Below are 12,884 nucleotides of genomic sequence, written 5' to 3'. Positions count from 1 at the left end.
AGCTAGTCCAGGCTGGATATGACTTTCTACCCGGGCCCCGTTTACTGAAGCGCCTTCTGCAATACCCCGAGCAGTATCTCCCTCAGCCTCTGACACTGCTCATCGGTGCCTACGCTAATCCTGAGATAATCTTCGATGCGCGGCTTGTCCCATCGACGAACGATAACCCCCTCCGCTCGTAGCGCATCGAAAATCGCCTTGCCAGCTACCGTCTTGTGTTTAACGAAGAGGAAGTTCGCCGCAGAAGGAAGCACTTCGAACCCCATCGTTTTCAACGATCGGGATAAATCGTCTCTTGTCGCCACAACGCGAGCACAGCAACGTTCAAAGTACTCACGGTCGAGGTATGCCTCCGTTGCGGCGCGCTGGGCAGCCACACCTATGGGATAGGAGTTGAAGCTGTCTTTGATTCGCTCCAGACCCTCAATGAGCTCGGGGTTACCAAACGCCAGGCCTATGCGCAGACCGGCCAAGGCCCGGGACTTTGACAAGGTCTGCACGACAAGCAGGTTGTCGTATTCGGGCAACAATGAAATTGCCGACTCCCCACCGAAGTCTATGTAGGCCTCGTCCACCACCACCAGTCTATTGGGAGCCGCTTCCAAAAACTCACGGATCACCGGCAACTCCGTAATCAGTCCCGTGGGCGCGTTGGGATTAGGAAAGATAACCGCTGCCGCTGCCGAATCGTAGTCTTCTGCCGCGATACTGAAGTCACTGCGCAGGGGTATCTGCCGGTACCGCACTGAATGCAGTTGGCACCACACGGGATAAAAGCTGTAACTGATATCGGGGAATAGCAGCTCCCGCTGCTGCTTCAGGAGTCCCTGAAACACATGGGATAAAACTTCATCGGATCCGTTGCCGGCAAATATGCAGTCCGGGGTAATGCCATGAAACTCGGCTACCGCCTCACGCAAGGCAACGGAACCCGGATCCGGATAGCGTAACAAGTCATCACCGCTGAGGTCTTTCAGGGCCTCCATCACCCGCCCAGACGGCGGATAGGGGCTCTCGTTGGTGTTGAGCTTGAGTAAGTTATCAAACTGCGGCTGCTCTCCGGGCGTGTAAGGTTCCAGCTGAACCGTCAGGTCGTTCCAGAAACGCCGACTCATGACCTCTCCCCATCCTTCGCTCCATTCGATTCAAGCAGAGCCTGCAGCTCTCCCGGCCTCATATGCCTGACGTCTCGACCGAGCACCAGATATATCACCTGCTCCGCGATATTCGTGGCGTGGGCGCCTACACGCTCGAGCCCGCGAAGAGCCCACATCTCGTGAACAACGCCATCAATACTTTGCGGCTCGTCTTTCATCAGATTCACCAGACTCTGCATTGTCGCCTCCCGCTGATCATCAACAGTCCCCTCATCAAGGACTACGTCAATCGCCTTAGTGACATCAAGACGGGCAAAGCTATCCAAAGCCTGTCGAAGCATGGCGCCAACATGGTTGCTGATGAACCGATACTCCGGTGTGGTACCCGAGGACGGAGGCAATTCTGAAAGCTTTGTGGCCTGACGGGCAATGCGCGTGGCCTCATCACCAATACGCTCAAGATCAGTCGTGGACTTGGCTACCGCAAGCACCAGACGGAGATCACTGGCAGCGGGTTGTCGCCGCGCCAGGATTCTCGAGCACTCCTCGTCAATCTGTAGCTCCATTTCATTGATTTGCCGATCGGCCTGCACAACCAACTCCGCTTGGCCGCTATCGCGGGCAAGAAGCGCAGCCATTGCACGGCTCAGCTGCTGCTCTACCAGGCCACCCATTTCCAGCAGGTGATTCTTCATGGCATCCAGCTCCGCATTGAATTGGCCGGAAATATGCTGCCTGTGCTGATCGCCTTGCACTTGTGCTCCTCAAGCTCTTAACCAAGCGCTGCTAACCGTAGCGCCCGGTAATGTAGTCTTCTGTTTGGGATTCGCGGGGATTAGTGAAGAGTGTATCGGTTTCTCCAAACTCCACCAATCGCCCCAGGTTCATAAAAGCGGTCATGTCAGAAACACGTGCCGCCTGCTGCATGTTGTGCGTGACAATCACAATCGTGTACCGGGTCTTCAGCTCATAAATGAGCTCTTCGATACGCAAGGTCGAAATGGGATCGAGCGCTGATGCGGGCTCGTCGAGCAACAGCACCTCAGGCTCCACCGCAATCGCCCGGGCGATCACCAGCCTCTGCTGTTGACCACCAGATAGTACGACAGCATTCGCGTCCAAACGATCCTTAACTTCATCCCACAATGCAGCAGACCGTAAAGCCTTTTCAATCAACTCATCCAAGACTCTCTTTTTGTTGAGACCTTGAATTCTCAGGCCAAAGGCGACGTTTTCGTAGATGCTTTTTGGGAAAGGATTAGGAGATTGAAAGACCATGCCAACGCGTCTGCGCAGGGTCGCGACGTCGACACCTTTTGCGTATACATCTTCACCATCAAGCCATACATGTCCGCTGATAATGCTTCCCTCAATCAAGTCATTCATGCGATTAAAACACCGCAGGAGGCTCGATTTACCGCAGCCTGAGGGGCCAATGAACGCTGTCACCCGCTGCCTGGGGATCTCCAGGCTGACATTGTGCAGCGCCACATTTTGACTTCGTTGGTAGTGCAGGCTCAGGTCTTCTACCTGCAGACAGACGTCAGAACCTCTGGAAGGAGTCGGTGCCCGCTTCAGAGCCTTCACATCGATACTGTGGTTTTTCATCTAAACGGCTTCTTGTGGTTTAAAGGCGTTGCGCAAACGACTACGTAACAAAACTGCAGCAATATTCAAAAGCAAAGCAATAATCACCAATAACAAGGCTGTGGCAAAAACCAGACCCTCGACGGTTTCAATATGTGTACTCTGAAATCCGAGGTCGTACACTGAAAACCCCAAATGCATGAACTGTCGATCCAGATGTACATAAGGGAACTCTCCGCTCACTGGCAACCCCGGCGCGTACTTCGCGACGCCCACCAATAACAGCGGCGCAACTTCGCCCGTTGCCCTCGCCACCGCCAGAATCAAGCCCGTGAGTACCGCGGGTGACGCCGCTGGCAAGACTACGTGCCATAGCGTTTCTGCGCGCGTGGCACCCAAAGCGAGGCTTCCCTCTCGCAGGCTGCTAGGCACGCGCGCCAGGCCCTCTTCTGTTGACACAATCACCACCGGGAGGGTCAACAAAGCCATGGTCAACGCGGACCACAGCATACCTGGCGTACCGAGCGTAGGCGCGGGAAGCCTGTCCTCAAAGAGTAGCGAATCCAGCGACCCACCAAGGGCATATACGAAGAACCCCAAACCGAAAACCCCATAAACGATAGAGGGAACTCCAGCCAGGTTGTTAACAGCAATACGAACCAAACGCGTCAACGGGCCACGCTGGGCATACTCTTGAAGGTAAATAGCCGCAAGAACGCCCAGCGGCGAAACAATAAGCGCCATCAAAATAACCAGCACAACCGTACCCAATATCGCGGGGAATACGCCCCCTTGGATGTTACTGCGCTGCGGGGACTCACTTAGAAATCTGCCAATAGCGGATAAAAAGTGCGTGACTTTCTCCGGTAGATTCATGGCGTTGGGGGCAAAAGCCGTCCTGATCGCGCTTAAAGGAATCTCCACGATAAGACCTGACGCCAGTCGAACCTGCAAAAGGCTGTTGCTTCGCTGCGATACGGCAAGGTTTTCTGTAGCGCCCTCGATAATCGCGACCTGTGCATCTGGAGACAGATCACTAAGAGCCTGAGATTGATCTAAACCCTGTACATTGAGCGCAAAGCCGAAAATAGGCCCCTGCCCTTCACGCTCAATGGCCAGCGCATTCGCCGGGGCTCTTCGATCACTGAGTCCAGCCTCGTCAATCCAAACCAATGGAGAGTCGAAAAAATCTTCAGCTCCACGATGGAGCAAAATACGATTTAGCCCGTGAGAACCCGCGGACTCTTGATCAAGGACAACTCCCAACTGCGTCTGCGGACCTGAGTCGACACTTTGCAAAAGCATCAACGGTTGTGGCCAAAAATGAGTCAAACCTCGGGTCGCAAGCAGCGACAAAAGGCCGAACAATACCAGTAGCGCAAACACCACTGCGCCAGCGCTAAGCCAAACCATAGGCTCTGCTCGCCGAACCCCAGCCTGGAGTGTCAACACATTCATCAGCGGCTTAGCGGTTGGCATAGGCGTAGCGCAACCGCTGGCGGAAAAGTTCGGCGACGGTGTTCAAAACAAATGTTAGGCCAAAGAGCACCAGTGCCGCTAAAAACAACAGCCTGAACTGCACACTCTCAGATCCCGCTTCTGGCAGCTCCACAGCGATGCTTGCGCTTAAACTACGGAGGCCTGAAAAGGCTCCAGGCTCCATCAATGGCGTATTCCCTGTAGCAAGAAGCACGATCATAGTTTCCCCGAGACCTCGCGCCAGACCAATCAGGAGCGCCGACAGTATTGCCGGAGACGCCGCGGGGAGAACCACCCTGGCAAGGGACTGCCAGCGCGTAGCGCCCAGGGCTAGACTGCCGTCGGACAGACTCCGAGGAACCGCAAAAATTGAGTCCTCGACGATGGAAAACATCACTGGCGTAATCGCAACGCCCATCGCCATACCAACTAACAACGCGTTTCTTTGCTCGTAAGCTATTCCCCACTCACGCCAAAGCCAGTCGCGCAAAGAGACCTCAAAAAGCCAGCTCTCAAAGTAAGAAGCGTTCATGACGAGCAGCACAACCGCAGCTAAATACACGACGGCTACAATCGCCATTCTCGGAGGGCGACGCTGAAACCTCGGTGAAAGAAGCTGCAACAGTAGGTGAATCAGTGACAACAGGATGGGGAGCCCCAACAAAAGCACCGGGAGTAACAGTATGGGCAGCAGATAATCCAGCAACAGAGGGGCCAGCCAAAGGCCTGCAACAAAGCCCAACACTACCGTCGGGAACGCTTCGAGCATTTCAATACTCGGCTTGATGCGATTTCGGATACGCGGAGGCAGAAAATACCCTGTGTACACCGCAGCTCCAAGGGCGAGAGGTACAGCCAGGAGCATTCCGTAGAGCGCAGCTTTAAACGTTCCGTAAAGTAGCGGCGACAGGCTTAACTTGGACAGAGCGCCAATGGCCGCGCCGTCGGGGTGCCAGAAATGCGCCGGTGCATCGTAGGCGCCAAACCACTGGGGCAACCAAAGACTCCTCCACCCTGTTTCAGGAAAGGGATTGCGAATGCCCACGCTGATCAAATCGACATCGGTGAGGCGATAAACTGCACTGCCATCCGCGACGATGCCAAAGTCTCCGGGACCCGCAAGTTCGGGAACGATTCTTCGAAGAAGTTCTTCACCGCTGCTTGGCACCATAACGGCGAGCTCTCCATCCTCGCCTACTAAATAGCTTACCCGACGCCGAGACTCACTCTTTAGCCATCGCACTGTCATTGATGTTGGTTGCGGCTCCCCTAAACGCGGCAACGACGAGCGAGCCACATCAAAACGATGAAGCTGATTCAGCTCGTCAACAATCAAGAGGGTTTCGTAGTTTGGGCCCCAAGCGACACGCTTGGCTGCACTATCGAGCCCTTCTAGTGAACCCGGTACCGCCTGCGCACCATCTCGATTGGGTTGCCACCACAGATAGGAGCGGTCTTGCACAACAACGACTGTTCCCGACGCCGCATCCACGCGGATTACGCCGTCGGCGAGCGACCCCTCTAGGGGCGCAAAGCGCTGAACCGCGTCTTCGCCCTCAATGGGCGTATTCACGCCCCCCACTACGAGGCGGTCTTCCGTATCAAAGTAGGCATATAACAGTCGTGTACCGGCGCTAGCAATGCTAAGACTTTGTGGAGATACAGCACTTACCGGGATCCTGAGTCGCAAGTGTAGTTCGACTATCTCCTGACCCTCCCCGGCAACCAGCGCCGGGGGCGTTAGCACATACAAATCTTGGCCACTTAAGTAAACGGTGTGTTGATCTGTGTTACGCAGCCTGCCGTCCGCAGTGACAATACCCGCAGGCAGCTTAAGCAGCTGCCCCCCGGCCACCACAACCTCCGTTTCCAGGGGCAGCTTTATGGCGGACGGCGCATCCAGTTTTGCGACACTCCTCAGGGGCAATGCCACGTAAAGTAAGTACGCCAGTATCAGCAGAATCATGATGATTACGGTACCGCCGGCGGCACCGATAGCGACAGTCGCCAAGCGATCTCTCGCACGGCGGCGTGTCGCTATTTTTGACGGAGCATCAACCACCGCTTAAGCCCAACTCTGAACGCAGGCGTTGGAGCTCACTGGCTGCGAGAGCCTCATAGCCCAAACGTGCGACTTCTCGCTGTCCCTCGCTACTAAACACGGCTTCCAAAAAAGCGGCGGTCAGTATGTCGACGGGTTTATGAGGAGGGCGATTGATGTACACAAACAAGCGTCTGGACAGCTTTGCTTCGTCCACACTTCCACTTTGGATAACGCGCAACCTCTTTACGCTTGCATTCAGGTAACCCGCGCTCGCGTAGCCGATGCCGTGGTCGTCCATTGCAACAGCCCTTACTACAGCCGATGAACCCACCAGACGATTGAGATACACAGCAAAGTCACCGGCACAAAGCACCTGGCTACGAAAAACACTGTAGGTTCCTGAGGCAGCGCTTCGGCCATAGACACTGATCACTCGCTGATTCCAGGGCGCGCTTAGCGCGAGATCGCCCCAGGCGCGAATCGGCTTTTCATAGCCGCAGCGTCTGGTACCTGAAAACACTGCGTCAAGCTGAGTCGTAGTAATGCTGTCCAAGGGGTTCTCTCGATGCACGAAAACAGCGAGGGCATCCTGAGCGACGGGCACCGCGGTAGGCTCGTAACCATACTTACGGGCAAAAGCATTGATCTCTTCGGGAGACATAGGCCGGCTCATGGGCCCTATATCCGCTGTCCCCTGGACAAGAGCCGTCGGCGCTGCACCAGATCCGATTGCACGAACCTGTACTGACAGCCTGGGATGTTGCGCAGTTACAAGCTCAGCCCATATTGAAGTCAGAGATCCCATGGTGTCGGAGCCTGTGCTGACCAACTTCCCCGTAAGCGGCTCCGCGGCATGTACCGCTGGAAACAACAACAGAGTCAGCAGCAGAACCAGCGTTGTTAAAAAGTCGTGAGATTTCACAAGGGAAAATGTAAAGAGAAACAACTCCCGCGCCCGGGTTCACTCTCGATGTTCAACTCAGCGCGGTGGGATGCTGCAACGTGCTTCACGATGGCGAGGCCAAGACCCGTGCCGCCGGTGCGCGCGTTACGACTTTCATCCACACGGTAGAAGCGCTCGGTAACCCGGGCAATATGCTGTTCATCAATACCCACACCGGAGTCCACCACGTTCAAAACGAGGGCGTCGTCTTCCCGTTCCCAGCTAACTCGTACCGGATCGTCGTCACCGCTGTACTTAAGTGCATTGATCACTAAATTCGAAACAGCACTTCGCAGTTCGCGATAGTTGCCCGTAACCAACTCGGTTGTTTTAATTTCCACGACGACCAGCCGCTCTGGATGGCTGGACTGAAGCTCTTCACGCAATTCCTCGAGCATAGCAACCATGTTCACTTCACCCGTCTCGCGATCCTCGCTGACGGTCTCAATGCGGCTCAACCATAAGAGATCCGTGAGCAGGTTCTCCATGCGTTGTACCTGCATGTCCATTTGTCCCGCTGCCTTCTGGAACCGAGCGTCATCAAACAATTCACTCGCAGACAAAGTGTCCAGATAACCTTTGAAGACCGTCAGAGGCGTTCTCAGTTCATGAGATACGTTACCCACGAAGTCGCGACGCATCTGCTCCATCTGTACCACCCTCGTGACGTCGCGGAAAAACAGCAAAAAGTCTCCGCCCGCAAAAGTAGTGATCTCGACCTGCAGTATCTGTCGGCTGTTACTCGAACTCGGTATCTGCAAAGGCTGTTGAAACTCACCTTTGAGGAAATAGTCGTGAAACGCGGGCCAACGCAGCAGATTCAAAACCGGCTGCCCCTGATCGCGAGGATACTGCAAACCCAACAGCCCCTCGGCAGCGTCGTTAGACCATTCTATGGCGCCACTTTGGGTGAGAATCAAAACGCCGTCGCGCATCGAAGCAAAGGAGCTTCTCAGATAGTCGACGGTAGACTGCAGCCGGCCCCGCGCTTCGCGATTCTCGCGCTGTAAGCGGTAGATTGTGTCGTAAACCAGCCCCCAGATACCCGCGCTCTCAGGGGGCGCTTGATCAGGATTTTCCAGCCAACGGCGCATAAGCCAGAGCTGCCACAGCCAAATACCCGAAAGTATTGCAAGGCCGATGCACAGCATTTCCAGCGTATAGCCCGTCAGCCACCCGAGCACCCCCGAGGCAACCAGTACCAGCAGCAGCTTACGAAGTTCAGCACGCCAGCTGCCAGCAAGACTCAACCGGCAGGTACTCCGCGAGATGAAAAGCGATACCCGGTACCACGGACCGTCTGGATCAAACCGCTATAGTCCTTGCCATCCACTTGCAGTGCCTTGCGCAGCCTCCGGATGTGAACATCGACTGTGCGTTCTTCTACATACACATTAGCCCCCCACACCTGATCGAGCATTTGGTTGCGACTGTACGCACGCTCGGGGTGGGACATAAAAAACTGTAGAAGATTGAATTCTGTTGGCCCCATATCCAAAGGTTCATCCGCCAGATAAACACGACGGCTCTTGCCATCGAGCACTAGCTCCGAAACCTGCATGCGGTCCGTGCTTTCACCAACGCCAGAGCGACGCAGCAAAGCCTTTATGCGCGCAATAAGCTCTCGGGGTGCAAAGGGCTTTGTGATGTAATCATCCGCGCCCACCTCCAAACCCTGTATCACATTGTCCTCCGCCGTCTTTGCTGTCAGCATGATCACGGGAATTTCTTGCGTGGTGTCATCCCGCTTAAGACGACGCAGAAGCTCGATACCGCTACCACCGGGAAGCATCCAGTCCAACAACACGATGTCAGGCCGCTGATCGACAACGATAGCGTGGGCATCCTGAATGTTGTCTGCCTCCAGACAGCGGTAATCGACAATTTCGAGGGCCATTCGTAACATATCTCGAATAGCAAACTCATCATCGACCACAAGAACTGTTCGCTCGCTCATTCCTACTCTCCCGCAGGACCGTTGATGCGGTGAATCTTGCAATCCTCGTATGACACAAAGATGACAGTAGGCGGACTTTTCGCCACAGAAATGTAATATTTAGAACCAGTCAAACCAGCCCCTTCCCTTTTCGAGACGCTCGCGGCAGCCTGCCAACTGACGCTCATAGCTGGCCGATCGGTCCGACACTTTTCTGGCAACACCCAACAACCAGTCCTTGGAACGGTAAGTGGCTCTCTCATATCCTCCGTGACCTTCGTGGTAGGCCAGGTAGAGTCTATAGGCATCATTCTTTTGAATGCCGTTTCGGCGATACGATTGATGGTTGTACCAGCCTACAAAATCAATGGCGTCTCCAAAATCATCTCTGTCAGCGCCATAGCGACCCGCCGACCGCTGGTAGCCTTCCCAGGTCGACTCCAGAGCCTGGCTATAACCGTAGGAATCTGAGGGCCGGGGTCCGGGGATAAAGCCCAAAATCTTTTTCCGTGGCGGTTTTGCATTGGCGACAAATCGAGATTCCTGATGGACGATGGCCATCATCACCGGAATTGAGCTCTTCCAGGCCTTTTCGGCATCTCTGGCATCCTCATACCAGCCCCGCTTGTCATCAAAGATATTGCAGACGTTGTTCACATCTGCCGGCGGTGACGTAGCGCAGCCGCCCAGCAACATGAGCACCAACGAAAACGACAGCAAGGCGCCCGGCATCGAATCGAGAGTCGATGCTTTGAGGAGCGACAGCTTCATGAACTGGCCTCCTCCACACGCCTAAGAAACTCAGGCTCGTCGATGACTTCAACACCCAAGGATTCAGCCTTAGTCAACTTACTCCCGGCGCCGGGGCCTGCGAGGAGCACGCTGGTCTTCCCCGATACGGATTTGGATGTACGCGCCCCCAAGGCGCGTAGAGCTTCTTCTGCTTCGTCTCTGGATTGACTTTCGAGCTTTCCGCTAACCACCCATGTTTGCCCGTCGAGTGCTCCCGAGGTGTTTTGTGCTACCACGATTTTAGGCCAGGAGACGCCCGCAGCTAACAGCGCATCAAGAACCTCTTGATTTGCACTCGCTTTGAAAAAGGCCTGCACGTGTTCCGCCACCACGGGGCCGACATCGGATACTTCTAGAAGCTCTTCAAGATTCGCAGCGCCGATCGCTTCCAGGGAGCCAAAGTGATTAGCTAGTGCCAGCGCCGTTGCTTCCCCGACTTCGCGAATTCCGAGGGCAAAAATGAATCGGGATAAAGTCGTTTGTCGGCTGGCGTCTATCGAGGCCAGCAATTTACTCGCAGACTTCTCTCCCATACGCTCTAAAGAGACTAGCGCGGCTTGATCGAGCTTAAACAAATCTGCCACGTCTCGGACCAGACCGCGGTCGACAAATTGCTCAACAATCTTCTCGCCGAGCCCGTCAATATCCATGGCACGACGGCTGGCAAAATGCCGCACCGCTGCTTTTAACTGCGCCGCGCAAACCAACCCACCCGTACAGCGAAGGGTCGCTTCTCCGGCCACCCGCTCTACGGGTGAAGAGCATACAGGACACACCGGCGGCGCTTGTATCAACGGGGCGTCATTTAAGCGTCGATCCGCAATCACAGAAACCACCTGCGGGATTACATCCCCCGCGCGGCGAACCACCACCGTGTCACCGTGATGAAGGTTTAAACGCCCGATTTCATCCATGTTGTGGAGTGTGGCATTACTGACGGTAACCCCACCCACGAACACCGGCTCCAGGCGTGCCACAGGCGTAATAGCCCCAGTTCGACCTACCTGGAACTCAACACCGGTTACCTTGGTCACCGCTTCCTGAGCAGGAAACTTTCTGGCGATGGACCACCGGGGTGCCCGCGCGACAAACCCAAGCTCCCTCTGGGCCGCAAAATCGTTAACTTTGTAAACGATCCCATCAATGTCAAAGCTCAAGGCATCTCGCTGCTCACCCAGGCGGTGATAATAATCAACGCAATCTGCGAGCCCCCCGAGGCGCTCAGCATAGCGACTGATCGGTACTCCCCAACTCGCAAAGAGCTGAAGAACATCCCAGTGAGACCCAGGCCACTCCTCTTCCGGGTGCTGACCCGACGCGTAGGCGCAAAACTCGAGAGGTCGTCGTGCCGTTATCTGAGAATCGAGCTGCCGCAGAGAACCCGCAGCGGCGTTTCGAGGATTGACGAAGGGCTTTTCCCCCAGACGGCGGGCCTGCTCGTTGAATGCCTCAAACCCCGCTCGAGGCATAAATATCTCCCCCCGAATCTCCACCTCTGGAGGCCACTGCGCGCCCTGGAGTCGCAGAGGTACCGAGCCGATGGTGCGAACATTAAGTGTAATGTCCTCGCCAAAGCTGCCGTCACCTCGGGTGGCCGCGCGAACCAGAATGCCTTCACGATAAATAAGGCTCACCGCGATACCGTCGAGTTTGGGCTCCGCCACCAACTCAGGAATTGAGTCCACATCCAATCGATCAACCACACGAGTGAGAAAAGCACCGAGCTCGTCGTCACTGAAGGCGTTGTCCAAAGACAGCATGGGCATGGGATGCTCGACGCTTTCGAACTCGCTTAAGGGCGCTGCACCGACCCTTTGCGTGGGAGAGGCAGAGTCTTCTAACTCAGGATACTTACCCTCAAGCTCCTGAAGCTCTCGAAGTGCTTTGTCGTAATCCTGATCAGGAACGCTGGGGTCGTCGAGCACGTAATACTCGTGATTCCAGTCTTCAAGCTGTTTACGCAGGCTCTGGACCCGGTCTTTGATGTCGTCCTCGGCCATGCTGATCGCTAGCCTCGCTGGGCTAGTAGTCGGCGTTCAAGCTCGCGAATCTGCTGCCGGGAATGCTCCACGGCTTGGGTTGTGAGTACGCTTCGGGATTCATCCAACAGCTCTCCACCCAGGTTTCGTGCAACCACCCGAGCAGTCTCGAGCATGTAGTCAAAGGCCTGCGTCATATCCTCAGGACCGGGCAGCGTAATAAAAAACACCAGCCCACGCGTGAGCATTGCGTCCATGTTATCGATATCGAAAACACCTGGCTGCAGCATGTTTGCCACGCTGAACTGTATGGGCCCGCGACCGGCCTGCTGCTCATGCCTGTGAAAAAAGTTCATATCGCCGAAGCGCAAGTCGCAGGCCAGCAAAATCTCCAAAATATCCTTACCGGAAAAGCCCTCGCTGTCGCGGGACATCACGTGAAGAATAATGACTTCCGTTTCCACAGGCGACGGGGTATCCGTAACCACTGGCGCATCAAGCTCATCTTCCGAAGGAATATCATTCAGCCAGTCGAGATTACTCGGCTCGCCGTTGTCTGCGCGCATTCCCGCCAACGACGACAAACTATCGTTGGCTTCTGCCGTCGCTGCAGGCGATTCACTAGCCGCGGCATCCGCCTCAGCTGCGTCGCCAGGACTCTCTATCGTCGCAGCGCCTTGGGATGTAGCCGGAGAAGAACGTGATGGTGATGGGGTGAGTGAAGGTGACGGCGTGGCTGCAGGGTTGTCGCTGGATGGACCCAGGCCGTCGCTTCCAAGGAGATCTGCGCGGCTAACGATTCTCGCGCCACCATTAGGCAGTTCACGAAACACCGCAAGATCATCAGCGGGCTCAGACCCTTCGCTCTCTGGCGCAAGCTTCATGCGCACACGTTCCCGCTGCTGGCTGCGCATTCTTCGCCAAGCGTCAATCATCACCGCGAGAATCAAAAGACTCCCGACTAGTACCATTCCGTCGCGCAAAGTTACTTCAGGCACGGGCTTGTTTACTCCTCCCCAACATCTAT

The 12,884-nt window shown here is 55.4% G+C and carries 11 protein-coding genes; all 11 read right to left on the bottom strand.

Features of this window, described 5'->3' with window-relative positions:
* Nucleotides 1-41: 41 nt before the first annotated feature.
* Nucleotides 42-1,115, bottom strand: coding sequence for a histidinol-phosphate transaminase (gene hisC, locus AB8B76_RS05230; RefSeq protein WP_405270947.1), 1,074 nt, complete (start codon nucleotides 1,113-1,115; stop codon nucleotides 42-44).
* Nucleotides 1,112-1,852, bottom strand: a complete 741-nt coding sequence (gene phoU, locus AB8B76_RS05225; protein WP_405270946.1) for a phosphate signaling complex protein PhoU — start codon at nucleotides 1,850-1,852, stop codon at nucleotides 1,112-1,114. Before phoU ends, hisC begins: the two co-directional genes overlap by 4 nt.
* A gap of 31 nt (nucleotides 1,853-1,883) precedes the next feature.
* Complete coding sequence (pstB, locus tag AB8B76_RS05220) at nucleotides 1,884-2,705, bottom strand: phosphate ABC transporter ATP-binding protein PstB (RefSeq protein WP_405270944.1); 822 nt, start codon at nucleotides 2,703-2,705, stop codon at nucleotides 1,884-1,886.
* Nucleotides 2,706-4,097 (bottom strand): phosphate ABC transporter permease PstA, encoded by a 1,392-nt coding sequence (gene pstA / locus AB8B76_RS05215; RefSeq protein WP_405270942.1) that lies wholly within the window; start codon nucleotides 4,095-4,097, stop codon nucleotides 2,706-2,708. It lies immediately after the preceding gene.
* 52 nt (nucleotides 4,098-4,149) lie between these two features.
* Nucleotides 4,150-6,174 carry an ABC transporter permease subunit gene (locus tag AB8B76_RS05210; protein ID WP_405270940.1) on the bottom strand — a complete coding sequence of 675 codons (2,025 nt, stop codon included), beginning with the start codon at nucleotides 6,172-6,174 and terminating at the stop codon, nucleotides 4,150-4,152.
* A 43-nt stretch (nucleotides 6,175-6,217) separates the two neighbouring features.
* Nucleotides 6,218-7,129: a phosphate ABC transporter substrate-binding protein gene (locus tag AB8B76_RS05205; protein WP_405270939.1), complete on the bottom strand. Its 912-nt coding sequence runs from the start codon at nucleotides 7,127-7,129 to the stop codon at nucleotides 6,218-6,220.
* A complete protein-coding gene (gene phoR / locus AB8B76_RS05200; RefSeq protein ID WP_405270937.1) occupies nucleotides 7,126-8,400 on the bottom strand; it encodes a phosphate regulon sensor histidine kinase PhoR in 1,275 nt (424 codons plus the stop codon). Before phoR ends, AB8B76_RS05205 begins: the two co-directional genes overlap by 4 nt.
* The gene (gene phoB, locus AB8B76_RS05195) at nucleotides 8,397-9,107 is read right to left on the bottom strand and encodes a phosphate regulon transcriptional regulator PhoB (RefSeq protein WP_405270935.1); all 711 of its coding nucleotides are present in this window, start codon (nucleotides 9,105-9,107) and stop codon (nucleotides 8,397-8,399) included. Before phoB ends, phoR begins: the two co-directional genes overlap by 4 nt.
* A 99-nt stretch (nucleotides 9,108-9,206) precedes the next feature.
* Nucleotides 9,207-9,857, bottom strand: a complete 651-nt coding sequence (locus tag AB8B76_RS05190; RefSeq protein WP_405270933.1) for a transglycosylase SLT domain-containing protein — start codon at nucleotides 9,855-9,857, stop codon at nucleotides 9,207-9,209.
* Nucleotides 9,854-11,878 (bottom strand): NAD-dependent DNA ligase LigA, encoded by a 2,025-nt coding sequence (gene ligA, locus AB8B76_RS05185; protein WP_405270932.1) that lies wholly within the window; start codon nucleotides 11,876-11,878, stop codon nucleotides 9,854-9,856. Before ligA ends, AB8B76_RS05190 begins: the two co-directional genes overlap by 4 nt.
* A gap of 8 nt (nucleotides 11,879-11,886) precedes the next feature.
* The gene (gene zipA, locus AB8B76_RS05180; protein ID WP_405270930.1) at nucleotides 11,887-12,855 is read right to left on the bottom strand and encodes a cell division protein ZipA; all 969 of its coding nucleotides are present in this window, start codon (nucleotides 12,853-12,855) and stop codon (nucleotides 11,887-11,889) included.
* Nucleotides 12,856-12,884 lie beyond the last annotated feature (29 nt).

This window comes from Congregibacter sp., assembly GCF_045107095.1.
GTDB lineage: Bacteria > Pseudomonadota > Gammaproteobacteria > Pseudomonadales > Halieaceae > Congregibacter.
This window is presented reverse-complemented; position numbering and strand designations above follow the sequence as displayed.

Excerpts from the sequence above, each read along its gene's own strand:
- pstA (WP_405270942.1), bottom strand. The coding sequence starts at position 4,097 with ATGGTTTGGCTTAGCGCTGGCGCAGTGGTGTTTGCGCTACTGGTATTG.
- hisC (WP_405270947.1), bottom strand. The coding sequence starts at position 1,115 with ATGAGTCGGCGTTTCTGGAACGACCTGACGGTTCAGCTGGAACCTTAC.
- phoB (WP_405270935.1), bottom strand. The coding sequence starts at position 9,107 with ATGAGCGAGCGAACAGTTCTTGTGGTCGATGATGAGTTTGCTATTCGA.
- AB8B76_RS05190 (WP_405270933.1), bottom strand. The coding sequence starts at position 9,857 with ATGAAGCTGTCGCTCCTCAAAGCATCGACTCTCGATTCGATGCCGGGC.
- ligA (WP_405270932.1), bottom strand. The coding sequence starts at position 11,878 with ATGGCCGAGGACGACATCAAAGACCGGGTCCAGAGCCTGCGTAAACAG.
- pstB (WP_405270944.1), bottom strand. The coding sequence starts at position 2,705 with ATGAAAAACCACAGTATCGATGTGAAGGCTCTGAAGCGGGCACCGACT.